This window comes from Paenibacillus plantiphilus (assembly GCF_927798095.1).
GTDB lineage: Bacteria > Bacillota > Bacilli > Paenibacillales > Paenibacillaceae > Paenibacillus_Z > Paenibacillus_Z plantiphilus.
Genome location: NZ_CAKMMF010000010.1, coordinates 21014 through 45773, shown reverse-complemented (window position 1 = coordinate 45773; position 24760 = coordinate 21014). Strand labels below are relative to the sequence as shown.

At 49.5% G+C, this 24760-nt stretch carries 21 protein-coding genes and 1 tRNA gene; 6 read left to right on the top strand and 16 right to left on the bottom strand.

Annotated elements, in window-relative coordinates:
* Positions 1–23: 23 nt before the first annotated feature.
* The 14 genes from hemA to L6H65_RS10575 form a co-directional block, all read right to left on the bottom strand.
* Positions 24–1433, bottom strand: a complete 1410-nt coding sequence (gene hemA / locus L6H65_RS10640) for a glutamyl-tRNA reductase (protein ID WP_236341907.1) — start codon at positions 1431–1433, stop codon at positions 24–26.
* A gap of 152 nt (positions 1434–1585) precedes the next feature.
* The gene (gene speD, locus L6H65_RS10635; RefSeq protein ID WP_236341491.1) at positions 1586–1990 is read right to left on the bottom strand and encodes an adenosylmethionine decarboxylase; all 405 of its coding nucleotides are present in this window, start codon (positions 1988–1990) and stop codon (positions 1586–1588) included.
* A 293-nt stretch (positions 1991–2283) separates the two neighbouring features.
* Complete coding sequence (locus L6H65_RS10630; RefSeq protein WP_236341489.1) at positions 2284–2874, bottom strand: non-ribosomal peptide synthetase module; 591 nt, start codon at positions 2872–2874, stop codon at positions 2284–2286.
* A 184-nt stretch (positions 2875–3058) separates the two neighbouring features.
* Positions 3059–3661 carry a ribosome biogenesis GTP-binding protein YihA/YsxC gene (gene yihA, locus L6H65_RS10625; RefSeq protein WP_236341487.1) on the bottom strand — a complete coding sequence of 201 codons (603 nt, stop codon included), beginning with the start codon at positions 3659–3661 and terminating at the stop codon, positions 3059–3061.
* Positions 3662–3720: 59 nt separating this feature from the next.
* Positions 3721–6072 (bottom strand): endopeptidase La, encoded by a 2352-nt coding sequence (gene lon / locus L6H65_RS10620; protein WP_236341899.1) that lies wholly within the window; start codon positions 6070–6072, stop codon positions 3721–3723.
* A gap of 71 nt (positions 6073–6143) precedes the next feature.
* Positions 6144–7847 (bottom strand): ATP-dependent protease LonB, encoded by a 1704-nt coding sequence (gene lonB / locus L6H65_RS10615; protein ID WP_236341480.1) that lies wholly within the window; start codon positions 7845–7847, stop codon positions 6144–6146.
* Positions 7848–7974: 127 nt separating this feature from the next.
* Positions 7975–9090 (bottom strand): flavodoxin-dependent (E)-4-hydroxy-3-methylbut-2-enyl-diphosphate synthase, encoded by a 1116-nt coding sequence (gene ispG / locus L6H65_RS10610; RefSeq protein WP_236341471.1) that lies wholly within the window; start codon positions 9088–9090, stop codon positions 7975–7977.
* Between the two features lie 97 nt (positions 9091–9187).
* Positions 9188–10444 (bottom strand): ATP-dependent protease ATP-binding subunit ClpX, encoded by a 1257-nt coding sequence (gene clpX / locus L6H65_RS10605; RefSeq protein ID WP_236341469.1) that lies wholly within the window; start codon positions 10442–10444, stop codon positions 9188–9190.
* A gap of 22 nt (positions 10445–10466) precedes the next feature.
* Positions 10467–11054, bottom strand: coding sequence for an ATP-dependent Clp endopeptidase proteolytic subunit ClpP (gene clpP, locus L6H65_RS10600; RefSeq protein ID WP_219873430.1), 588 nt, complete (start codon positions 11052–11054; stop codon positions 10467–10469).
* 391 nt (positions 11055–11445) lie between these two features.
* Positions 11446–12747: a trigger factor gene (tig, locus tag L6H65_RS10595; protein WP_236341467.1), complete on the bottom strand. Its 1302-nt coding sequence runs from the start codon at positions 12745–12747 to the stop codon at positions 11446–11448.
* 91 nt (positions 12748–12838) lie between these two features.
* Positions 12839–13750 carry a hypothetical protein gene (locus L6H65_RS10590; protein ID WP_236341459.1) on the bottom strand — a complete coding sequence of 304 codons (912 nt, stop codon included), beginning with the start codon at positions 13748–13750 and terminating at the stop codon, positions 12839–12841.
* A gap of 123 nt (positions 13751–13873) precedes the next feature.
* Positions 13874–14026, bottom strand: coding sequence for a hypothetical protein (locus L6H65_RS10585; protein WP_236341457.1), 153 nt, complete (start codon positions 14024–14026; stop codon positions 13874–13876).
* A complete protein-coding gene (locus L6H65_RS10580; RefSeq protein ID WP_236341455.1) occupies positions 14023–14922 on the bottom strand; it encodes a TetR/AcrR family transcriptional regulator in 900 nt (299 codons plus the stop codon). The genes L6H65_RS10585 and L6H65_RS10580 overlap by 4 nt, the downstream gene beginning before the upstream one ends.
* A 16-nt stretch (positions 14923–14938) precedes the next feature.
* Entirely contained in the window at positions 14939–18094 is a 3156-nt protein-coding gene (locus L6H65_RS10575) for an efflux RND transporter permease subunit (RefSeq protein ID WP_236341454.1), read from the bottom strand.
* Positions 18095–18267: 173 nt separating this feature from the next.
* Between L6H65_RS10575 and L6H65_RS10570 the strand changes: the two genes are divergently transcribed.
* From L6H65_RS10570 to L6H65_RS10550, 5 genes are all read left to right on the top strand, one after another.
* A tRNA-Arg gene (locus tag L6H65_RS10570) sits at positions 18268–18344 on the top strand.
* A 375-nt stretch (positions 18345–18719) separates the two neighbouring features.
* Positions 18720–19277 carry a hypothetical protein gene (locus tag L6H65_RS10565; protein ID WP_236341453.1) on the top strand — a complete coding sequence of 186 codons (558 nt, stop codon included), beginning with the start codon at positions 18720–18722 and terminating at the stop codon, positions 19275–19277.
* Between the two features lie 269 nt (positions 19278–19546).
* Positions 19547–20041: a hypothetical protein gene (locus L6H65_RS10560; protein WP_236341444.1), complete on the top strand. Its 495-nt coding sequence runs from the start codon at positions 19547–19549 to the stop codon at positions 20039–20041.
* A gap of 365 nt (positions 20042–20406) precedes the next feature.
* On the top strand, positions 20407–20574 hold the full coding sequence (locus tag L6H65_RS10555; protein ID WP_219873424.1) for a hypothetical protein: 168 nt from the start codon (positions 20407–20409) through the stop codon (positions 20572–20574).
* 246 nt (positions 20575–20820) lie between these two features.
* A complete protein-coding gene (locus tag L6H65_RS10550) occupies positions 20821–21834 on the top strand; it encodes an ATP-grasp domain-containing protein (RefSeq protein ID WP_236341436.1) in 1014 nt (337 codons plus the stop codon).
* 168 nt (positions 21835–22002) lie between these two features.
* Here L6H65_RS10550 and L6H65_RS10545 read toward each other — a convergent pair whose 3' ends face one another.
* Complete coding sequence (locus tag L6H65_RS10545) at positions 22003–22347, bottom strand: hypothetical protein (RefSeq protein WP_236341434.1); 345 nt, start codon at positions 22345–22347, stop codon at positions 22003–22005.
* The gene (locus tag L6H65_RS10540; RefSeq protein ID WP_236341424.1) at positions 22344–22694 is read right to left on the bottom strand and encodes a hypothetical protein; all 351 of its coding nucleotides are present in this window, start codon (positions 22692–22694) and stop codon (positions 22344–22346) included. The genes L6H65_RS10545 and L6H65_RS10540 overlap by 4 nt, the downstream gene beginning before the upstream one ends.
* Before the next feature lie 167 nt (positions 22695–22861).
* Here L6H65_RS10540 and asnB point away from each other — a divergent pair, with 167 nt between their 5' ends.
* Positions 22862–24706 carry an asparagine synthase (glutamine-hydrolyzing) gene (gene asnB / locus L6H65_RS10535; protein WP_236341422.1) on the top strand — a complete coding sequence of 615 codons (1845 nt, stop codon included), beginning with the start codon at positions 22862–22864 and terminating at the stop codon, positions 24704–24706.
* Positions 24707–24760: the final 54 nt, after the last annotated feature.

Sequence of the window (24760 nt, the reverse complement as noted above, 5' to 3'; positions counted from 1 at the left end):
TATTAGCGGCACTCCATACTTGTCTATGTCGTTGCGCCAGCAACGGATGGCAATCCCTTCGCATTCAAGCTCTTGCTGAACGCCGGTGCAGATTCGGCCTGCTGCACAATCGTTGATTTGGCCTCAAGCAGCTCTGATTGGCGCTGCTGTTTCTTCGCTTCGGCAAGCGTCTCTTCCAATGCAAATAATTTCACAAACAGATCCATCGCATCATCGCCATGCTTCTCGCCTGCCAGCTCTTTAATGCGCAAAATCGGATCCTGCATCATCTGATTCACGATACTCTTGGTCAGCTTGCGGATGATCTTCCGCTCCCGATCATCGAGATCGGGCAGCTTCTTGTACATGCTGTCCATCGTCTCTTCATGAATAGCAGCAGCCTTATCCTGCAAGGCGCGAATGAGCGGCACGACACCAAGCGTCTTGTACCACTGGCGGAATGACTCCAGCTCATCTGTAATAAATGTCTCGATCTTGGCAGCCTCCTGACGCCGCTGCTCCAGATTGCTCTCTACAATCCCTTCCAGATCGTCAATATCATATAAAAATACATTCTCGACCGAAGCGATTCCCGGATCTAGATCGCGAGGAACCGCGATGTCAATCATGAAGAGCGGTCTGGATTTGCGCCGCTGCATGGCAGCAGCAACCTGCTCCCTCACCAGCACGTAGCCGTCAGAGCCTGTCGAGCTAATTACAATATCGGTTTCATTGAGCTTGCCCAGCGCCTCATTCATCGATAGCGGTATCCCGTTGAACTTGTCGGCAAGCTGGGTAGCGCGATCATACGTACGATTAACGACAAAGACACGTTCAACCCCATTGGAATACAAATGCTTCGCAGTAAGCTCGCTCATCTTGCCCGCACCAACGATCATAACCGTCTTGCCGGCAAAATGACCGAATATCCGCTTGCCGAGCTCTACAGCCGCATAGCTCACAGAAACAGCCGCTTCGCCAATCGAGGTTTCCGAATGTGCCCGCTTCGCTAGCGTAACAGCTTGCTTGAACAAGGTATTAAACATTGTGCCCGTCGTTTTCTCATTCTGCGCAAGCAGAAATGCGTTGCGTACTTGTCCGAGAATTTGCGTCTCGCCGATAACCATGGAATCCAATCCGCAAGTAACGCGGAACAGATGATCAATGGCCTTCTCATCCTCATACATATATAGATGGTTCGTAAACTGCCCTCTTGGCAGCTTGAACCATTGTTCCATAAAGTTGCGAATATAATGGCCGCACAGATGAGGCCGATCAACAACCGCGTAGAGCTCTGTGCGATTGCAGGTCGCTACGATGACACATTCCATAATGCTCTTCGTATGCTGAAGCTGTCTGAGAGCTTCCGGCAAATCGCGATCAGCGAACGTAAACCGTTCCCTCACCTCGACTGGAGCCGTTCTGTAGTTCAATCCAACAACGATAATGTGCATGCGCATTCACCTGCCTCTACGATCATTTTTCATCATTTAGTATAGCACAGTTCGACAACATGTACCCCTGCAAATATGAAAATTGTTTGAAAACAAAGATGTATAAAAAAAATGACCCGGATTTCTCCAAGTCATTCTGAAGTTAGATTTATTTAGCTCTTAGCAAGCTCGGGCTGCTTCATTTCTGGTTCGACGACTTGCAGCTCGCCCATACCGCGAACTAGCTTCTTTGCATGAGTTGTCGTTGGTTTCAATACAGATATCATGTAGTCAATCGCGAGTTGCGGATCAACTGTTTCTCCACACGTATAACAGTCAAGAGCAGCGAAGCCTCTTTCTGGATACGTATGAATCGAGAGATGACTTTCCGACAGCATTACGAGCACAGTTGCTCCTTGTGGCTCAAATTGCTTAGCTTGCACAGAGAGTACAGTAGCGCCGCATGCTTCTGCAGCCTCCACCATATGGGCTTGCAAAAATTCCGCGTTGTTGAGCAGGTCGAAATCTACACCCCAAGTGTCAACAGCAACGTGTCTTCCGAAAGTTGAGTATTCCATCTTCCGGTTCCCCCTTCCTAGGAATAAAATGTTTAAAAATTTCATCCGCTAGGACCTACGTCATTCACTGCCCGAGGGAATAATCTCTCGCAACATTACATGTCCTGAGTGAATCCTGGTTCCTATTATTCATTTCAACGAGAATAAAAATAACATCTATCGCGAATAAAAGCAACAGTTATTTTTTAGAATTCTGCCAGTGTCACCCCCATAATGGGAGACATGCAGCGGCTGCATTAGAAAAAGCCGCCATACAAGCGGCTTTACTCAACTATTCTATGCGCGTAAGTGAATTATGCTTCAAGGATGAACAACTGTTTTGTCTGCTCCTTCAGCCGTTCGTCGATAATGGCGATTTCGCCACGATCACTGCATTGATTGCGCAAATCAAGCAATTCATTAATCGTATTCTGAATGGCATTAATCTCATGCTCCACTTCATTGCAGCGGAACTGTGCCTCCAATTGGCCAATCGTGTTCTTGTACTGAAAGATAACTCGCGACTCTCCACCTGCAGTCTCAACGATTCTGCGCACGGAGCCTTGCTCATAATGATAGATCATCGTATAAGTTGGATAAATGCGATTCACGATTGCATCTCCGCGGAATGCCGATACTGCCTTGCGCATCGCATTCGTAAGCTTCGGATGCATCAATCGGCAAGATAATTCACACACATACCGATCCTGCTGACGCTCGAACGTTAAGCGGATTTCTTCCTGTCCTGCATCGTCCTCAAGAAACATTTCGTGATTGCCGTTATCAAGCACCCGCACCTGCTGTCTAATATGCTGGTCTTCAAAAAACCGGACAAATCCCGCCATCTCTTCAGCCGTTAATTTCAGAGAAGCTTTGACATATTCCGTGGCTATCCGCTGAGCCATAAAAATCTCCTCAATTCTTTGAACTTACACCTTTTTAAACAATCCGTTTAAGTATATTATACCCGATCAGAGCGGTTTATTCCTGCCTGTTGTTCGTGATATTCTCGCATATTTCTGAAAAATCCGTTAGATTTTACGATGAGTGCTTGCTTTTATGCGTTATCCTCACTATTGTAACGGTACTTCACACGCTTTCTACGCCATCCGCAGTCGCTTTAAGAATGACGTCCCATAATTGCTCACGCCCAAGCCCTGTCTCCGAGGAGAAGAGGACAACAGGATCACGGGGATCAGCTTCGAGCGTTTGCTTAATTATTTTGACATGCTTATCCCATTTGCTCCGAGGAATTTTATCCGCCTTCGTAACAACGAGGCAGACTGGAATATCATAATGCTTGAGCCAGTTGTACATCAGGCAGTCATCCTTGGAGGGCGGATGCCTGACATCAATAATGAGCAGCAGCATCTTGAGCGGTTCCCGCTCCCTGATGTACCGTTCGATCATATCCCCCCACTGCTGACGCTGCACCTTGGATACCTTCGCGTATCCGTAACCGGGGAAATCCACGAAATATATCCGCTCATTGATTTTGTAATAATTAAGCTGCTGCGTCTTGCCCGGCTGGGAGCTGGTTCTTGCCAAGCTCTTGCGCTGGATCATTTTGTTGATTAATGAGGATTTGCCCACATTGGAACGCCCTGCCAGAGCAATCTCTGGCAAGGCGTCCTCAGGATATTGGTGAGGCTGCACAGCGCTTATAATAAATTCGGCTTGATTAATATTCATAACAGTGATTAACCTGCTTTCTTAGCATACCGAGCTCAGCTTGCTGCCGCTTCGATACACTAGTGCGTTTGCGTCGTCTCAACAGGCGTTTTGGCAAGGGCATGTGACAGCACCTCGTCCATATGGCCTACCGGAATAAAGTTCAAATCATTCTTCACACTCTCCGGAATATCTCTCAGATCACGTTCATTATCTTTGGGCAGAAGCACAGTCTTGATGCCAGCCCTGTGCGCCGCAAGTGATTTCTCCTTGAGGCCGCCGATTGGCAGCACTCTGCCGCGCAATGTAATCTCTCCCGTCATCGCCACTTCTCTGGAAACAAGTCGGCCCGTAAGCGCGGAGATAAGCGCTGTAGCCATCGTTATGCCAGCTGAAGGGCCATCCTTCGGGATCGCGCCTTCTGGAATATGAATATGAATATCGTTCTTCTCGTGGAAATCAGACGCGATATTCAGCTCCTTGGACTTGGAGCGCGTATAGCTGAAGGCCGCCTGTGCGGATTCCTTCATGACATCGCCAAGCTTGCCTGTCAGTGTCAGCTTGCCTGTGCCCGGAAGCACAGTCACCTCAATGACAAGCGTGTCGCCTCCCACCTCGGTCCAAGCGAGTCCTGTCACCGCTCCGATCTGATCCTCCAGCTCGGCCATGCCGTAGCGGAATTTAGGCGGTCCCAGCCATTCTTTAACCTTGTCAGAATCCACCTGAATCACACCGTCTACTTCATTGGACACAATGGCCTTGGCAGCTTTCCTGCATAACGCGGCAACCTGCTGTTCCAAATTCCTTACGCCGGATTCACGGGTATACTCGCGGATAAGTCCGAGCAAAGCCTCACCTTCCAGCTCCAGCCCTTCCTCTTCCAGTCCATGCTCGCGCTTCTGCTTGGGAAGCAGGTAACGGCTCGCAATTTGCATTTTTTCAAGCTCTGTATAGCCGGGAATGTACAGCACTTCCATCCTGTCAAGCAGCGGACGCGGAATATTGTGGATCGCATTCGCTGTCGTAATGAACATCACGCTTGAAAGATCGAATGGCACCTCGATGAAATGATCGCTGAATGTGCTGTTCTGTTCGGGGTCCAATACCTCCAGCAGCGCTGATGCAGGATCTCCGCGGAAGTCCATCGCCATCTTGTCTATCTCATCCAGCAGAAATACGGGATTGCTCGTCCCCGCTGTCTTCATCCCTTGAATGATGCGCCCCGGCATCGCCCCCACATAGGTGCGGCGATGTCCTCTGATCTCCGCCTCGTCACGAACGCCGCCAAGGGAAATGCGGACGAATTGGCGTCCCAGAGACTTGGCGATGGAGCGAGCCATCGAGGTTTTACCTACACCTGGAGGACCGACCAGGCAGAGGATAGGGCCCTTGAGCTTCTTGACCAGCTGCTGAACCGCCAAATATTCCAGCACACGCTCTTTAGGCTTCTCCAGACCGTAATGATCCTCGTTCAGAATGGCTTCTGCATTGGCAACACTCAAATCATCCTCCGTCTTATTGCTCCAGGGAAGCGACAGCAGCCAATCAATATAATTGCGAATGACGCCGCCTTCAGCAGAAGTAGAAGGCATCTTCTCAAGCCGGTCGATTTCCTTCTCAACCTTCTCTTTCACCTTGTCCGGCAATTCGGATTCAGCCAGCTGCGAGCGCAGCTCCTCCACCTCTCCGGCGCGGCCCTCCTTCTCGCCAAGCTCCTTCTGGATCGCCTTCATCTGCTCGCGCAAATAATATTCCTTCTGCGTCTTCTCCATCTGCTTCTTGACGCGCTGGCTGATCTTGCGTTCCAGCTCCAGCACTTCGCGCTCATTATTCAGAATATCGAGCAGCTTCTCCAGACGGGCGCGGACATCAATCGTCTCAAGAATATCCTGCTTATCCTTGATCTTGAGCGATAGATGGCTCGTAATAACGTCAGCCAGACGTCCTGGCTCATCAATATCCGAGACTGCCGCATGAGTCTCAGGCGTTACCTTCTTCGACAAATTAATATAATGCTCGAACTGATTCAGCACCGTTCGCATAAGTGCATCGATCTCCGGGTCCGTAGACTCCGTCTCAGGAAGCTCTTTTACCGTGACTTCGTAGAAATCTTCAGTCGGCAAATAGTTCATAACCTCCGCGCGGACAACACCCTCCACCAGCACACGAATCGTTCCGTTTGGCAGCTTCAGCATTTGTCGCACACGAGCAATGGTCCCTACGCGATATATATCTTCCTGCGTCGGTTCTTCAATATTGACCTCGGATTGTGAACAGAGCAGAATCATATGATCATCGAGCATGGCGCGATCCAACGCGCGAACTGACTTCTCCCTACCCACATCAAGGTGAAGCACCATGCTGGGATATACAAGGAGCCCTCTGAGTGGCAGAAGGGGCAGTCGACGGCCTTTCCATTTAGCAGGTCCCACAACCAGCACCTCCATCATTGAAGTTTACCTGCAATTAGGCAAGCGGTGAACTTCTTATAATCACCATTTTATCACTCAACGGAATCAGCCTGCAAATAAGGGAGTCCTGTCGCTATAAACACATCGCTGCTTGCTGCCGGTCCAATGGCTGAAATATGCGATTCCATCAGGCCAAAAACATGCTTGAACACCTCGTCGATATGATCGACTGGAATAACCTGAAGGCCTTTCAAATCAGCAAAAATGGCTTGCCAGTTCTCTCGTGGAATAATAACCGTCTCGGCCCCTGCCTGAAACGCAGCCTCTACCTTGGACAGCACTCCGCCTACCGGCTTTACGTTGCCATGAATGCCGACCTCGCCTGTCATCGCCAGCTTATTATCAATCGGCTCGGCCTTTATGGCTGACGCAATCGCCGTTGCCATCGCAATACCGGCAGAAGGACCGTCTATGGGCGTGCCCCCTGGGAAATTGATATGCAAATCGAAGTTTTCCGGCTTGAAGCCGCTTCGCCTTAATACAGTCAGAACATTCTCCACGGAGCCCTTTGCCATACTTTTGCGTCTAAGCGTGCGATTCCCGCCGCCCAGCTCTTCCTCATCCACGACACCTGTAATTGTAAATTGGCCTTTGCCTGTTTTCGCAGGGATCGCACTAACTTCAATCTCCAGAAGCGTCCCCATATTCGGACCATAAACAGCCAATCCATTAACAAATCCGACCTGAGGAAATGCCGGAACCTTCCGATCTGGACGAGGCGGAATCTGACTGCTGTTCGCCACCCATTCGATATCCGCAGCAGCAACGGTATCACGCTTCTCGGACAGTGCAAGCCCAGCCGCCAATTGAACCATATTGACCGCTTCACGGCCATTGGTAGCGTACCTCTTCACAACGTCTATCGCCTCCTGGCATGGCGGCAGCCCGATTTTCTTGAGCGCATTCACAGCAATCTGACTAATCTCATCAGCAAGCAGCGGCCGAAAATAAATTTCCATGCACCGCGATCTCAGTGCAGGCGGCAGCTCCTGCGGGGAGCGTGTCGTCGCACCGACTAAACGGAAGTCTGCCGGCAGTCCATTCTGAAAAATATCATGGATATACATCGGAACATTGGAATCTTCCGAATTGTAATACGCGCTTTCCAAATAAACCTTGCGGTCCTCCAGCACCTTGAGCAGCTTATTCATCTGGGTAGGATGCAATTCGCCGATCTCATCAATAAAGAGCATCCCGCCATGCGCCTTTGTTACAGCGCCAGGCTTGGGCTGGGGAATTCCCGCCACGCCCATCGCCCCCGCTCCTTGATAGATCGGATCATGGACCGATCCAATTAACGGATCAGCGATGCCGCGCTCATCGAATCGCGCAGTCGTCGCATCGATCTCTGTAAACTTGGCATCCGCAAGAAAGGGCGAAGCCGGATTCTTCTTCGCTTCCTCAAGAACAACACGCGCCGCAGCTGTTTTCCCGACTCCCGGAGGGCCATATATGATAACATGCTGAGGGTTGGCGCTGCACATCGCCGCCTTGAGCGCACGGAGCCCGTCTACTTGACCGATGATATCCCCGATGCTCTGGGGCCTCGTTTTCTCGGACAGCGGCTTTGTAAGCGAGATGGATCGAAGCTTGCGCAGCTTGTCCATCTCCTTCCGGGATTCTCTGTCAACCGCAGTGCGGTTGGTCTTCTGATTGCGAAGCAAATTCCAAAAGTACAGACCGATCACAATAGCAAAAAACACTTGAATCAGCATCAAAATCAAACTTAAATTCATCGCGATTACGCTCCTCTCTCTTGAAAAACAAAAACATCCGGCTTAACAGGACTCATACTTGTCAGTATTGCCCCTTGCCGGATGGAATAATCGCATTATGAATGTAAAGTTTGAAGTCTCTGCTTATTTATGAGGAGTGAACCGAGTGCTGCTTGCGCCCTGGAATTTCTCCCGTTGCGTCGAATACCCGAACGATTTCGTCGATTTCCTTCTTGAGCTCTGACAGCAGATCGGCTTCAGGAACCTTCCGAATCATCTCGCCATAGCGGAACAGCATGCCCTCGCCCCGTGCGCCAGCGATGCCAATATCGGCTTCACGCGCCTCTCCAGGACCGTTAACAGCACAGCCAAGCACGGATACTTTGATCGGAACCTTGATCTTGCTAATATATTCCTCTACCTCATTGGCGATGGAGAACAGATCAATATCAAGTCTTCCGCAGGTTGGACAGGATACAAGCGTAGCCGCATTCGTTATTAGCCCAAAGCATTTGAGCAGCTCACGAGCAACCTTCACTTCTTCAACCGGGTCTGCGCTGAGGCTGATGCGGACCGTATTGCCGATTCCCATCGACAGCAGGGCCCCGATACCGGCAGAGCTCTTGATCGTCCCCGAATGAAGCGTGCCCGCTTCTGTAATGCCCAGATGGAGCGGATAACGAATTTTCTCGGCAGCCATGCGGTAAGCAGCGATCGCCATCGGGACGTCGGATGCTTTGAGCGACACGATAATATCGTGAAAATCAAGCTCTTCCAATATGCCGATATGGAACAGGGCGCTCTCTACCATCGCCTCAGGAGTCGGATACCCGTACTTCTCCAGCAAATGATTCTCCAGCGAGCCTGCATTAACGCCAATGCGAATCGGAATTCCTTTATCCTTGCACGCTTTCACAACAGCTTCCACTTTCTCGCGACGCCCGATATTGCCCGGATTAATCCGAACCTTGTCAACGCCGTTCTCAATCGCAAGCAGGGCAAGCCGATGGTCGAAGTGAATATCTGCAACTAATGGAATATGAATGCGTTTTTTAATTTCCTTAATTGCTTCTGCAGCCTCCACATTGTTCACCGTTACACGAACAACTTGGCAGCCAGCCTCTTCAAGGCGAAGAATCTCTGCAACTGTGGCGTCCACATCAGCTGTCTTGGTCGTACACATGCTCTGGATGATGACTTCATCGCTTCCGCCAATTGTAAGCGGACCTACCTTAACCGGTACGGTGTCTTTTCTTAAATACATCAGGTAACCTCTCCCATGAACGGCAAAGTCCACCCCTGGCAACAGCGGCTTTAATAGCCGCTATTGGCAGAGGTGGATATGATCCGCGTGTATTGGTTCAGGCGCTTTCTTCCTTCTTCTTGCTCTTCTTCGTAGACAATTCTGGCATAATCCGCTCCTGAACGACTTTCTCAGTAATGAGACAGGTGTTGACATCATCACGCGAAGGAACTTCGTACATGACATCCAGCATAATCCCTTCGATAATCGCCCGCAAGCCGCGCGCACCTGTATTTCTCTTGATCGCTTCTTTGGCGATCGCATCGAGAGCTGCAGGCTCAAACTCCAGCTTGACGTTATCCATCTCCAGCAGCTTCTGATACTGCTTCATCAGCGCGTTCTTAGGCTCGGAGAGAATACGCACCAGTGCAGGCTCGTCAAGCGGCTCCAACGTGGAGATAACAGGCAGACGGCCTACAAACTCAGGAATAAGACCGAATTTGAGCAGATCCTCTGGAAGCACCATAGACAGGTACTCGCCAGCCTTCAGATCCTTCGCATTCTCGCCAGCAATGTTGAAGCCAATAACCTTCTTGCCGATCCGGCGTTTAATAAGCTGTTCAAGTCCGTCAAAAGCACCGCCGCAAATGAACAGAATATTCGTCGTATCGATTTGAATGAACTCTTGATGCGGATGCTTGCGGCCGCCTTGAGGCGGTACAGATGCAACCGTTCCTTCTAGAATCTTGAGAAGCGCCTGTTGAACACCCTCGCCTGAAACATCGCGCGTGATGGATGGGTTCTCTGATTTGCGCGCTACTTTGTCGATCTCGTCAATGTAGATAATTCCGCGCTCAGCTTTCTCCACATCATAATCTGCCGATTGAATCAGCTTCAGCAGAATGTTCTCCACGTCCTCGCCGACATAGCCCGCTTCCGTAAGCGATGTTGCGTCTGCAATTGCAAACGGCACGTTCAGGATTTTGGCCATTGTCTGAGCAAGCAGCGTCTTACCGGAGCCTGTCGGACCTACAAGAAGAATGTTGCTCTTCTGCAGTTCCACATCCTCCAGCTTATTCTGTGAATTGATCCGTTTGTAGTGATTGTATACCGCCACGGAGAGCGACTTCTTCGCCTGATCCTGACCAATGACATACGAATCGAGAATGTTGCGGATATCCTTCGGCTTCGGAATATCTTTGAGATCCAGCTCTTCCTCGTGGCCGAGCTCCTCTTCAACGATTTCTGTGCACAGCTCGATGCACTCATCACATATATAGACGCCTGGACCAGCAACAAGCTTCCGCACTTGATCTTGCGACTTGCCGCAGAAAGAGCATTTCAACTGGCCCTTCTCGTCGTTAAATTTGAACATGGGATCACCCCTTCGTTATTCGTTACAGGACATTCGACGTGACGACTCTGTCGATAAGGCCGTAATTCAATGCCTCTTCGGCACTCATGAAGAAGTCGCGATCTGTGTCGCGGTCGATCTTCTCATAAGGCTGTCCCGTACGATCCACATAAATGTTGTTTAACTTCTGCTTCGTCTTCAGAATCCAATCCGCGTGTATCTTGATGTCCGACGCTTGACCACGCACGCCGCCAAGCGGCTGATGGATCATGACTTCGCTGTTTGGAAGCGAGAGACGTTTGCCTTTAGCACCTGCGGTCAGCAAGAGTGAGCCCATGCTTGCAGCCAAACCGACGCATATTGTCGAGACATCCGGCTTAATGAATTGCATCGTATCATAAATACCCATACCTGCGGTTACTGAACCGCCCGGCGAGTTAATGTACAGATGGATATCCTTCTCCGGATCATCCGCTGCCAAGAAAAGCAGCTGAGCGATGATCGAGTTCGCAACATCGTCGTCGATCGCACTTCCCAGAAAAATAATCCGATCCTTCAAAAGACGGGAGTAAATATCGTAAGACCGTTCTCCCCGATTCGTCTGTTCAACGACTATAGGCACCAGATTCATGCGACCAACCTCCTAATATAAGTGATACCCCCAAATCACGCCTAAACAGATGACTCCGAAGCTGTTGTGCTGCGAAATTCCTCTGAGGCAGACTTGCAAGCTCCCGCCCTCGCGGGCGCTACTGATCTCTTTTGCCGCTTTAACGGTTTAAAGGGACCTGAATATTTATTTTATCATGTTCCGGATGCAATGTCATTTTTCTGCATAGTACATTATACGGCTTTGGTCTATCGATATGTATGGAGCGTAGCTCCGATTGTGAAAGTCTGCTATGTATGCGGGTATAGCTGCTATGTACTGCATTCTTCATGTCTTGTTAAAACAAGGCACGTATGCTGTACGTGCCCCGCCTGATGATGAAACGAGCCGTCCCGGGGACGGCTGCGCTTCCTTATGCTACTTCTGTAGCTTCTTTGCTGTTGTCGAGGAGGAACTTGATCGTCTTGCGAAGAACAAGGTCTTCCTTGATGTTTTGCAAATTGCCGTTAGCTGTGAATATCTCGCGCAGTTCTTCAACAGAGCGGCTGTAAGTTTTGGAGAGGTTCTCCAGCTCTTCATTCACATCTTGCTCTTCAACTTCGATGTTCTCGTTCTTCGCGATTTGCTCCAGAACAAGATTGTTGCGGACACGCTTCAATGCATCAGCATGCATTTGAGCGCGAAGCGCTGTTTCATCCTGGCCTGAGAACTGATAGTACAGATCGAGGTTCATGCCCTGCATGCGCAGACGATTCTCGAAATCGCGAAGCATGAAGTCCGTCTCGGAATCAACCATCGCTTGCGGGATATCAATGACAGCCGCTTCTGCAACTTTCTCTACGACCGCTGTTTCGCGAGCTTGCTCGCCTTCCTTTTGCTTGCGCTCTGCGAGCTTGCCTGACAGATCCAGCTTGAACTCTTCCAGTGTGTCGAATTCACTTACATCCTTGGCAAATTCATCATCAAGCGCAGGAAGGTTCTTGCGTTTGATCTCGTGCAGCTTCACTTTGAACACGACCGGCTTGCCAGCAAGGTTCTCAGCGTGATAGCTCTCAGGGAAGGTAACGTCGATATCCTTGAAATCACCTGTTTGCATGCCTACTACTTGCTCCTCGAAGCCCGGAATAAAGGAATTGGAGCCCAACTCCAGCGAATAACGCTCGCTCTTGCCGCCTTCGAACGGCTCGCCGTCCAAATAGCCATCGAAGTCGATTACCGTTACATCGCCCAGCTCTGCTGCGCCTTCGTCGATAACGACAAGCTCAGCCTGGCGCTGCTGGAGACGCTCCAGCTCAGCTGCGATTTCCTCTTCTCCTACTGCAACATCAGCTGCAGACACTTCAACACCCTTGTACTCGCCAAGCTGCACTTCAGGCTTAACCGTAACTTTAGCTTTGAACTTGAACGATTGGCCTTTGCCGAACTGCTCAATCTCAATGTCAGGGCGATCAACAGGCTCAACGCCTGTTTCCTTCAGCGCTGCGGAGTATACTTCAGGAAGCAGAATATCAATCGCGTCTTGATACAGACTTTCCACGCCGAAACGAGATTCAAAAATACCGCGCGGCACTTTACCTTTGCGGAATCCAGGTACGTTCGCTTTCACTACAACTTTCTTAAATGCCTTGTCCAGCGCTTCCTTAACTTGCTCTTCGCCTACCTCAATATCAAGTGCTACAAGATTCTTTTCTATCTTTTCCCAGGTTGCTTTCATGCTATACTTTCCCCTCCAAATTAAATAACGCTACAGCGTCCGGTTTCACGTTTAATAAACCACTATATTATAATCAACATCCTCAAGAATATCAAGGCTCGCCTCCATCATTATTCTGTTGCATTTCTACAACCTGCCGCAAAGTCCGGCAAGCCTGCTCGTACCTGAACCTTAATGAATCTGTAATACCGTATGTATCGCGTATGTCGTCATCATCCGCTCTGCCGTACAATGTCAGCTCCAGAGATTGGTGCAGCGCAGCCGCATAGCAATCAATGGTCTCATCATCGTCCTTCATTCGATCATAAGCGGAAGTGCCGTAGAAGCATTGAATGCATTCTTTCCAGAGCTCTCGTGCAAAATGCGGCATCGTGGCATCCATAACCTCTGTTATCGATTCTACCCTTTCTACCACCTTTGTAACCACTGGGGGAAAATCATCCATAGACAACGGCGTCGCTTCCAACTCAAGCTCTACCTGTTCGCCAATCCGATTCATACTAATGTGCCCCGTATGACCTCGTCTGCGCAAGCATTGAAGAGCCTTAAATTGAAGCGCCGGATGAAAATCGCTGCCATCCAGCCACGACAATATTGTCTCATCTACAATTGCGTTGTCGAGATGTGCTGCCCGTTCCAGTGCAAGTATCTGCTGATCCGCAATGGGGTGATGCTGCATGATGTACAGAACCTGTGCCACATATTCGTCGTCATGGCGGTCCGATGCGAGCGCTTGCTTGCGCAGCTCATCCTCGTTCTCTTCTTCATGCTCATTCTTTAATTTGGCCTGCTCCAAGGAACCAAAGCTCCGATTGTCTCCCTCATGGGAAGGAAATGCCATCTCCAGCCATGTCAGCAAATTGCCCCATTCCTCATAATGACGCTTATCCTCGCCCTGACACTGAAGCAGAAAAAGAAGCAGCTGTTTAGCTTCGCTGTACTGCTCGGCTTCAAGCAGCCGGGTCAGTTGAATCTGATATTGATCCAGCATGCGAGGAAACAAATAAACGTTCTCCTTATGGTCGTCCTGCGGGGGATTGGATGTCGAGATAGAATCACCGCCTTATTTATGTAACCTTGGCTGCCTGCAGGGCAGTTTCCTGGAGTTTTGAGTACGATTATAACATTACCTGTTGTTGATTACCATCATGAGGATGATGTGAAGCACCTTGCCGTGAAGCGCTTCTCCAATCTGTCCCAAGCCTCTGCTTGTCAAGCAAAAAAAGGACTGCTCAAGCGCCCATAATACTGGCGTGAACAGCCCTGTCTCTCTACTCACCCTATTTGCTCTTTGATATATTGCTCCAGCTTCGGCAGATGCTTCTTCAGTTCGGCCACTTTCATGCTCTTGATAAAGGACAGCATCCCTTTCATCACAATCGGCTGCGGCTCTGCCTTCTCAAACTCTGCTTCTATTACATGAAGCGAGGATAGAATTTCGTCCATCTGATCACCAGGCAGCGCTGCTTGCTCTACCGCAGCCCGCATTGCTGCAACCTCTTGCATGACATCTGCTTTGCCACCTTGACGGACCATGGCTGCGGAGGATTCCCACTGCTCCAATATGCCTTTGCCAAGAACTGTCTTTGCCTTGCTCTTAATCATGCCGTGAACGATCTCATCCATACGCTGCATGACAAAATCGGCCAAATCCTCGACATCGAATCGTTTATTCTCCAGAATAACGAGACTAAGATAACAATCGATGAATGAATGAAACAATAAAGCCGCATCGCAGGCATACGGCTCCACTTCCGGACCATAGAGCTTGCTGATCGTTCGCTGGCTGCTGAGAAGGCCCCGCCTTCTCATCTTCACTATTAGCCCATGAATTTCATCATTCAGCTCGAACCTCTCCTGCATGAGGATCATAATAAAACCTTTGTGCTCATCATATTGCTTGTAGCCTTGAGCGACCATCTCGCGCAGCTTCTCCCGCGGCTCAAGCTCGGAATTCTCATCGATATGCGCAATCGACATTTCTAGAAGCTCCAAATAATATTTGCAAATCGAATGCAGCAAATCTTCTTTGGATTTGAAATAGAAATACATCGAGCCCTTCGCGATTCCGAGCGCATCTGCAATATCCTGAATCGAAGTCCCGCGATAGCCTTTCTCGGAAAAGCATGCAATCGCCGCTTCAATAATTTGCTGCTTCTTGCTTATGCCTTCCACTGCTGTAACGACCTCCTTATTCTTGGCCTGCCGATTTTCTGCGGAATTTCGCCAAAAATTCATATACGATCGGCACAATCAACAAGGTTAACAATGTAGAACTGGTCAGACCGCCTATTACCGTAATACCTAGACCTTTGGAAATCAGTCCGCCGCTGCCGCCCTCGAATCCAAGCACGAGCGGGAGCAATGCTCCGATAGTTGCGAGTGCAGTCATCAGAATCGGACGGAGACGCGTACCCGCCGCTTCGAGGAGCGCTTCGCGCGTTGACAGCCCCTCCTTCTCCATATGAAGCACACGGTCAATCAGAACGATTGCATTGGTCACGACGATACCTATCAGCATGAGCGCACCCATCATCGCCGGGGCACTGATGGTTTCTCCTGCAAGATACAGACCAACTACAGCACCTATGACTGTGAATGGAAGCGAGAACAGTATGGCGAATGGCGTCAATGCGCCGCCGAAGGTAATAACCAGCAGCAGATAAACGATCGCAATAGCCGCCAGCATCGCCATGCCCAGTTGGGTGATCGTGTCGTTCAACTGCTCCGTAACGCCGCCAAAATCAACTTTGACTGTGGCAGGCATCTTCAATTCATCGACCTTCTCCTTAACCGCTGTGGATACTTTTGCGACATCCTTGGACGTAACCTTGGCTGACACTTCAACGAACAGCTTGCCATCCTTGCGCGTAATCGTGTTAGCCGATGTGCCTTCTTCAACCTTCACAACCTCTTTAAGCGGAATTGAAATTCCAAGACGTGAAGTGATCGTCTCATTCTCGATATCGGCGATCGTGTTGTACTGCTTTTTATCGACTTCAACATAAACACTATATTTTTTGCCGTCCACTTCCACTTGCGTCAATACCGGACGCTCACGCATCGGACTTAGCTTCATAGCAATCTCGCCCGCAGTTAATCCATATTGACTCAGCTTCTGCTGATCTGCGACGAGTGTGTACTGCTCATATTGCTTGGAAAGTGAAGTCTCAACCTTCTCCAGCGACTTATTTTCCTTCATGACAGCTTCAACCTGATCCACGATCGGCTTAATGTCTTCCAAGCTTTCACCATATACGAACAAGCTCATCTTGCTTCCGCCTAATCCGCCGCCAAAATCCATTTCGGCCCATTTGCCAGTCGGTTCGACCGCAGCAATGGTTTCAATAAGCTTCGCCTTTTCATCATTGAAGTTTTTCGTATCGCTTTCGTACTGAACATAGAATAGAGCATTTTTGTTCGGCCCAAAGCTGAGCGGGTTCTCTCCTCCAACAGAATATTGCAGGTTCGTAACACCTTCACGAGCCATAATCAGCTTCTCGGCTTCCAATGCCGTTTGCTCCACATCCGTTATCAATTTCCCCGGACCCGGCGTATACGTAACCATCGCATACTTCTCCGGCTCTTCAGGAAGGAAGCTGAAGCCAACCTTGGGAACAAGCGCCACGCTGCCTCCGAGCACTACTACTGCTGCGAGAGAAACAATAATTTTATGGTTCAACGACCACTTGAGAATGTTCCGGTATTTCTGTGCAAGCACACCTGTTTTCTCTTCATGCTTGTGCTTCTCCTTAAGCCCCTTACGGAACATAAGATGTGTCATCATCGGTACAATAGTAATCGCCACAAGCAGTGAAGCGAGCAATGCGAACACCATCGTCAGCGCGAACGGCATGAAGATTTCGCCGATTGGTCCGCTCACTGTTCCGAGTGGAAGGAATACGGCAATTGTAACGAGCGTCGACGACAGGATCGGGACGAACATTTCCTTCGTAGCGTCAATGATCAGCGCCTTGCCTGACATCTTCTCCGTGCGAAGCGACATCCGGCGGTAGCTGTTCTCGATGACGACAATAGAATCGTCTACCACCCGTCCGATTGCTACCGTCATCGCGCCGAGAGTCATAATGTTCAGCGTTATATCCATTTGCTTCAGAATGAGTATCGCAATAATAAGCGACAAAGGAATGGATACGACTGAAATGATCGTTGTGCGTATATTGCGCAGGAAGAGCATAATGACGATGACAGCGAACAATGCGCCGAACAGCGCTTTGTCAAACATCGTGCTGACAGAATCTTCGATTGGCTTGCCTTGGTCCAACAGGACGATCATTTCCAGTCCTTTATGGTCCTGCTCGAATTTGTCTGCTGCTTCCTTCACCGCATTTACAACAGTTACTGTATTGGCATCAGATGCCTTCGTAATGTTAATCCCGATAGAAATTTTCCCGTTCGTACGGGAGATAGATTCTGCTTTGCCTTCCAGCTTGATGTCGGCAATTTCCGACAGCTTGACCGTCGGAATGCCCGTCATAGCTGCTGGCGGCGGCACTTGTGCTTGACCTGCCTGTCCTGTATCAGCCGGCGCTTGACCCGCTGCTCCTCCGGGGGCAGTCATCCCGCCGGCGCCAGCTGCTGCCGGGATTGCCGGAATGGCGATGTTCTTCAGCTGTTCCAGCGTTGTTATATTGCCGTCTACAACGATCGCTTTATCCGTCTTGTCCAATTCGAACAAACCAAGCGGCGCTTTAATCGCAGAGGCTTGTACGATTGCTCTGACTGTATCCTCACTCAGCCCAAGCGTCTGCATCTTAGCCTTGTCAAAAGTCAACAGCACTTCCTTAACATGCTGTCCTGCAATAGCTACAGTCCCGATGCCGTCGATTCCTTCCAGGGAAGGTTTAATCTCATTCTCAATCAGCTTGCTCACATCTTCAAGCGATTGGCCTGTATCTGTTACACTAAGCGAGATGACTGGAAAGTCATTCAGGTTGATCTTGGAGATTTGAGGCGCTTGCGAGCCCTCCGGCGCGTCAAAGCCATCCAGAACAGCCCGCAGCTCACTTTCAGCCTCCTTCAAATCCTTGCTATAGTCATACTCCAATATGATGGACGATACATTTTCTCTCGATGTGGAGTTGTACGAGGTGATTCCGCTCAAGTTTTTAACTCGGGTCTCCAACTGTACGGTCAGATTGTTTGCGACTTCCTCTGGAGCAGCCCCCGGGTACACCGTATTCACCATTAGAATCGGCAAATTAATGTTTGGAATTGTCTCCTGCTTCATGTTCAGACCAGCGTACAGACCGCCAACAGTAATGATAATGGTCATGATCCATATCGCAAACTTATTGTTGATTGAAAAACTAATAATCCCCTTCACAGCCCCACTCCTCATCTTGTCTAAGATAACTTTTGAACAAAGTTCAACTATGAACAAATACTATTTGAATATTGTTCAAATGTCAATTAAGTCGACCGGTCAGTCACAATAAAAACATATTTCAAAAAATCCTTGCGCACTTCAATAATCACATGCTATAATATGCCTTACGTGTCCCAGTAGCTCAGCTGGATAGAGCAACGCCCTTCTAAGGCGTTGGTCGGGGGTTCGAATCCCTCCTGGGACGCCATAACGTTACGATGAGTCAAGTTTAATGAATAGATAAAAATCCTCAAACCCAGTGATATCAAGGGTTTGGGGATTTTTTGTTGTCTGGGCATTCGTCTGAGAATGTGATAGAAAACGATAGGTTATTATTTTTTCTACACATTTTTTACACACAACTATCGTTCTGATTCTAGAAAAATAAAATCCCAAACGCTTGGGAATATCAAACAAACCCCACCGACCTCATAGATCAGCGGGCTTTCATGCATTCTTCTAGTCATTCTTCTAGTCATTCTTCTAGTCATTATTCCACTTATCGTCAAAACATGACTTTTGTAGTAGAATATTGTCGAACATACTAAGCTTGATTAAAAGAGAATATTTGGGGGATATTACGTTGAATAGTATATGGGAGTATATCGTTCCGACTACAATTATGGCCATTATATGCGCGTATACTGCGCATCGGAAAGGAAAAAATCCTTTACTATGGTTTGCAGTTGGCATGTTATTTAATTTCCTTGCGATTATCATAATAGCCGGGACTCCGGATTCAAATCGAAAGGAACAAAAATCGAAGTTATTTGGCAGTTCATCAGTTGAAGTACCCGACAAGCGACCAGGAACTTTAACTGCTGCTGCAGTTCTTATTTTCGTACAAGCCGGAATTGTTGGTTTTCTTGGGTTGTTACAATTAGTTTTCATCGAAGAAGGAACATTATTTTATGCAATTTATAATATCGCCACGATGGCTATATGTATCATTTCAGGGGTCCGAATCATTAAAATGGATTCTTCAGTGTTTAAGATGGTACTTTTTTTTACTATAATCAATACGATATATGGATTAGTTCAATTGACAGGCGATGCGGCTATATACTTTTTAATTATAACACCAGTCTGTATTGCGACACTTGTTCTCTTGTTACTTAACTGGTCCGTAATGAGACGGTAGTCTCTTGATTTCCATATCCCCGCCCAACTCAGTCAAGGTTAGGCGGGGATTTCTTCTGCCTTCACATCTATCATCATCTAGTTCAGCCCGCCTGCTATTCTCTATGCCAACTCAATCATCTTGGAAGCAGGCAGAAACAGAGCCTATTTCATATGTTGTGGGCAATTATCGTTTCTATTTGAATTCTGCCCCATATAATATAGCAATGCTTGTACTAGGAAGAGCATATATCGCTTTCACAAGCATCGATGAGGTGAACTTCGATCTGCTTGGAGAAGTATTTGCAAGAGCTGGTGGGGAAGACTGCAAAATTCAAAGTGGACTCACTAGCTATCATTCAGTCGAACAACAGCAACGGGACGGACCCCTTATCGACTACTCCGCTATTAATTGGCGATATCGGCCTTCAGACGGGGGTTGCCATTCATTCGGGAAATGCAGCTAATGTGAGGGTTGCGCTTGAAGGAACCGTAGGGTTAACGGTTGCTACTGAAGCTACGGCTATAATAACGTTAACAATCGAAAGGAACGGGTCAAGCACAGCCGGAACCGGAGTATTAATTCATCAACAGGTGTTCGAAACAGATTTTGTCAGAGTATTCAGTCCGCTCAGTATAACTGCGGGTGATTTCCCGCCAGCAGCATTAGTTTTGGCAGGTGAGATCAGATATACGCTATTTATTTCATCCACATCGGATGCGATCATCTTATCGGGACCTGTCGGATTTAACGGCTCGGCATCTGCTGGAACGACAACGTCCTGACAGTAACCAGTGCCTTAAACCTCCAAAACCTTAATCTCCATAGGTTTTGGAGGTTTATTGTTTACATATCCATTTTCAAGAAGTAAAAAGGAATGATTTACTATATGTTGTCCTAATCTAGCAAGTCCCAAAGAGCTATCTTGCTTTGTTGCATAGGTTCCACCGAAAAATAGACAAATGTTATTATTATGGATAATGATGGGTTTTATGGTCGAAGTTATAGTTAGCAGGACCCCAACAGGTTCAATAAAAGCGCTCTCATTTATGACTTTTGTCCGGATTTCTAGGCATTGGACTGTCTGGTATAATTTAGAACGGGGCAAAAGTAAATCCCACTCTCATTCAGCAGGGAGGTGAATCAAACAATGGACAACCAACGTATGTTCATCACGGAGCTGGAAACCCGCAAATCCAATGCGGCGCTGTTCGCTAATTCCGAAGCACGCGACCGGATCTACACGACGCTTGCGATTGGAGAAGAAGGCGGAGATATTTTTACAACGATGGCTATTGGAGAAGAGGGCGGATGCTAATCAGCAAGCTGGTTCTTGCATCCATACTGCAGATTTCAAGGCTTCATTCCATATAAGAAAAAACAATTATTACTCATACTGAATCGAATTCGCATGTTCTAAACTGTAAGGATGGTATTGCTCTTTTTTGCATGTTGCCCCAGTTATGGAAGAACGGTCGCAGAAAAGGCTGCCGGGGTGATCGACCTCGCACCCCCTCTGCGGCCGTTCAATCGGTTCATTCTGAAATTTATGGGAGGAATCTATATGTCAAGCGATATTACGGTAGGCATTGTCGGCGCAGCAGCAGAGCGTCATTGTCTATATTTGAAGGATGAGCTTAACAAGCAAGGAGCAGCAGCTGTCATTCTCGATACTGTCGCCATGCCATCATTCCCTCTGGCGCTCAGGTCCAGCGGCAGTCTGGACATTGATGAGGCTATGGTCAATAGAAGCCGCCTGTCGGGCTATGAAGCAGGATACAACGGGCAGCCGCTTCATCCTGTTCAGGTGTTTTTTCTAAGAGCGCTGTTTCTTCCTACACCAAGCTTCGATGCCGGAGAGATTCAGGAGCAGATCGAGCGCGAAGGTTATGTCGCTTATGCTGCGCAGCGCGAGCGCTATGCGACCTGGTTGTCCTGGCTCAAGTGTCTGACCGTTCACGGCAAGCTGCTTATTAACCCCGTCGATACGCTGCTGCTTCATTTTGCCAAGCCCTATCAGGTAGAGATGCTGCGCATGGCCGGCATTCCCGTCCCGGATACGCTAGTGACCGGCAATGGCGATGACGTGCTGAGCTTTTCGCGTGATCGGGATGTCATCTACAAACCCGTCGCGGGAGGAGCACACTGCCATTTGTTGAAGGAAGCGGACAAGCAGCCCGAACGATTAAAAACGTTAAAATATGCTCCAGCCATGTTTCAAGAATATGTACCTGGCAAGGATATTCGTGTGTTTGTGCTGGATGGCCGCATTCTCGGCGCGTTTGAGCTGGAGGGCGAAGGGGTAGATTACCGCGCAGGACAGGCTTCCGTAACGCCGATTTCCATCAGCGAGACGGTCGCAGAGCTATGCATTCGGGCATGCAGGACCGTAGGACTGCTGTTCAGCGGCGTAGATCTCAAGATGCGGGAGGACGGCTCATTCGTCATGCTGGAATGCAATCCGAGCCCTATGTTCGAAGGATTCGATCGGACATCGCCGATCTCTATCGTCTCGCAGCTGGCTGCTTATATGATCGATCAGGCCCATGCCCGCCAGAAGATTGCCATACCGCGCTAACTCCCCTCTTGTCCCATGTGCATTCCACCCCCTGCACATTCCGGTCAAGGTACATGTGCTTTAAGCTGTCGATGCAACTCCGGTATCGACAGCCCGTACCCGCCACGCCACTCGATTCTCATATACCGCAGCTGCCCTCGTGACACGTTTTATTTTCCGAACCAGCATTTAACGATCCAGCAATCCAGCGATATCCGCCCTTACTCCCGGGTAAGACAGCACCTGCTCCTTGAACGTCTCGCGCCTCCCCCAATCAGTCTTCATCGTTGAAGTCTGGAACAGTCCAATACTGATATCAGAGAAGGCCTGGTGCAGATTATTATCGAACCAATCCACCTCCCGCTTCGCGTCATTGTTGACAATTGCCAGCATATCGAAGTCGTTATCGCGAGACGCACCGAAAAATGCCAGCAGCTCTGGCGCAGCCGGATCATCTGTCCGCACCTCCACCTCACAGCAATGAATGCCCTCGCGGTCAGTGGCCCGCCTTACATGCGCTTCCGTCACGTTCATGTCAAGCTCCCTTCCGGAAAAAGTCCCATCGTTGCAATATGCCTTCTTGTCTCCGATGTGCCGAGCTGATAGAGCAGCTTGTAAATATCTTCAAGAAATCCGTCAACGCCCGCTTTCATTTGCCTGTCAGACGCCGTTTCATAAGGGCTTCTGAGGAAATGGAACGTCTGCGCCTCATCCATCGAAACCAGCTCCTCAAACAACTCCTGAAGCTTGTTTAATTCCTCTTCATTGGCATGAATGACCAGTTCATAAGCTGCTGCGTGGGGATCCTCCAAAATAGAGCCCGCCTGAACGGATACATAATAGGTTTTGCGATCATAGTACGAGTTGGTATCATCAACCATTACTCCTAACTCCTTTCACGGCAATGTTCTCTAAGAAAAATAACGCTCCGTCATGATGTCGTTTTCACTCTGATAGCATCCCCTTTCGGACAGACATTTTATCCGCCGTGAACGCATAACCATTGTAGTATCGCTGTTTAAGCCCCGCTTAGAGAGGAATGAGAACCATGTGTGGATTCACGGGCTGGATCGATTGGACCGATGACCTGACGAAACAATATTCGATATTGGAAAAGATGACCGAAACGCTGGCCGCACGCGGTCCGGACGCTTCAGGAACCTGGATCTCCCCAAATTGCGCGCTTGGCCACAGAAGGCTCTCTGTCATCGATCCTGTAGGCGGCGCTCAGCCGATGGTGCGCACTACCGGTGACGATCCGTTCGTCATTGTCTATAATGGCGAGCTGTATAATGCGCCGGAGCTGAAGCGGGAGCTGGAGGGCCGTGGAAGGCAGTTCCTCACGACCTGCGATACAGAGGTGCTGTTGGTCGCTTTTATGGAATGGGGTCCCTCTTGTGTCGAGAAGCTGAATGGCATATTTGCCTTTGCAATCTGGGATTCTGCCGAGCAACAACTGTTTTTGGCGCGGGATCGGCTTGGCGTGAAGCCGTTATTCATCTCCAGGCAGCTCGGACGCTTCGTATTCGGCTCTGAGCCCAAAGCATTGCTGGCTCATCCGTCCGTCAAGCCGGAGGTCGGACCCGAGGGATTGGCGGAAATTTTCATCGTCGGTCCAGCGAGGACACCGGGAAATGGCGTATACCGCGATATAACGGAGCTTCTGCCCGGGCATTGCGCTGTAGTAAGCCGTGCGGGCGTTTCGGTGACGCAGTATTGGAAGCTGGAAAGCCGGCCTCATACGGACGATGTCGCGGCAACGGCGGCACAGGTAGGCGAGCTGCTGCGGGATACGGTGGAGCGGCAGCTCGTCTCCGATGTGCCTCTGTGCACCTTATTGTCCGGCGGCCTTGACTCCAGCGCACTCACCGCCCTTGCTGTTCGCTATTACGAGCGAACTGGGCAAGGCGCTGTGCATACCTTCTCCGTCGATTATGTGGATAACGACAAACATTTCAAGGCGCATGACTTCCAGCCCAATGCCGACGCTCCCTGGATTGCGAGAATGAGCAGCTATCTGCATACGGTGCATCATCCTGTTACCTTTGACACGCCGGAGCTTGTGAACGCCCTTCGTGAAGCGATGCTGGCGCGGGATTTGCCGGGAATGGCGGATGTGGACGCTTCACTGCTGCTTTTCTGCCGGGAGATCAAGAAGGAAGCAACTGTTGCTCTGTCTGGCGAGGCAGCAGATGAAATATTCGGCGGCTACCCCTGGTTCCATCGGGAGGATGCGATGAATGCCGGCACCTTCCCTTGGTCACTTGCTGCCGGTATGCGCGCTGAGCTTCTATCCGAGGATGTTGCCGCATGGATTAGACCGCTGGATTATATCGGAGACCGTTATTTAGACGCCATCGGAGAAGTTCCGAGACTGGCCGGGGAGGATGCCGCCGCAAGGAGAATGCGCGAGATGTCATATCTGAACATTACCCGGTTCATGCCTACACTGCTGGATCGCAAGGACCGGATGAGCATGGCTGTCGGGCTTGAGGTGCGCGTACCGTATTGTGATCACCGTCTTGTCGATTATGTTTTCAACATTCCTTGGGAGATCAAAACAGCTGGCGACCGCGAAAAAGGCATATTGCGGCATTCTCTTGAAGGCGTGCTCCCCAGCGATGTGCTTTACCGTAAGAAAAGCCCCTACCCCAAGACGCATAATCCCACCTATCTGGGCGCCGTCCGCCAACAATTGTTGGAAGTGCTGAGCGATAGCACCTCGCCCCTTCTTCCTCTCATTAATGTGAAGAAAATACGCCAGCTCGCCGAATCTGATACTGCCAGCTCCAATCTGCCCTGGTTCGGCCAATTAATGTCCGGTCCGCAGCTGTTTGCTTATCTGCTGCAGGTTGACATGTGGCTGCGCCACTATAAGGTTGCTGTGAGATAAAAGAGAGACATGAGAAAGCCCCGAATGCCTGTCGTATCAGGCCTCCGGGGCTTT

Coding starts and splice junctions, on each gene's coding strand:
- L6H65_RS10540 (WP_236341424.1), bottom strand. CDS start 22,694: ATGGTTGATGATACCAACTCGTACTATGATCGCAAAACCTATTATGTA.
- lonB (WP_236341480.1), bottom strand. CDS start 7,847: ATGAATTTAAGTTTGATTTTGATGCTGATTCAAGTGTTTTTTGCTATT.
- speD (WP_236341491.1), bottom strand. CDS start 1,990: ATGGAATACTCAACTTTCGGAAGACACGTTGCTGTTGACACTTGGGGT.
- asnB (WP_236341422.1), top strand. CDS start 22,862: ATGTGTGGATTCACGGGCTGGATCGATTGGACCGATGACCTGACGAAA.
- yihA (WP_236341487.1), bottom strand. CDS start 3,661: ATGAATATTAATCAAGCCGAATTTATTATAAGCGCTGTGCAGCCTCAC.
- ispG (WP_236341471.1), bottom strand. CDS start 9,090: ATGTATTTAAGAAAAGACACCGTACCGGTTAAGGTAGGTCCGCTTACA.
- L6H65_RS10550 (WP_236341436.1), top strand. CDS start 20,821: ATGTCAAGCGATATTACGGTAGGCATTGTCGGCGCAGCAGCAGAGCGT.
- L6H65_RS10545 (WP_236341434.1), bottom strand. CDS start 22,347: ATGAACGTGACGGAAGCGCATGTAAGGCGGGCCACTGACCGCGAGGGC.
- L6H65_RS10555 (WP_219873424.1), top strand. CDS start 20,407: ATGGACAACCAACGTATGTTCATCACGGAGCTGGAAACCCGCAAATCC.
- L6H65_RS10630 (WP_236341489.1), bottom strand. CDS start 2,874: ATGGCTCAGCGGATAGCCACGGAATATGTCAAAGCTTCTCTGAAATTA.
- tig (WP_236341467.1), bottom strand. CDS start 12,747: ATGAAAGCAACCTGGGAAAAGATAGAAAAGAATCTTGTAGCACTTGAT.
- clpP (WP_219873430.1), bottom strand. CDS start 11,054: ATGAATCTGGTGCCTATAGTCGTTGAACAGACGAATCGGGGAGAACGG.
- clpX (WP_236341469.1), bottom strand. CDS start 10,444: ATGTTCAAATTTAACGACGAGAAGGGCCAGTTGAAATGCTCTTTCTGC.
- hemA (WP_236341907.1), bottom strand. CDS start 1,433: ATGCACATTATCGTTGTTGGATTGAACTACAGAACGGCTCCAGTCGAG.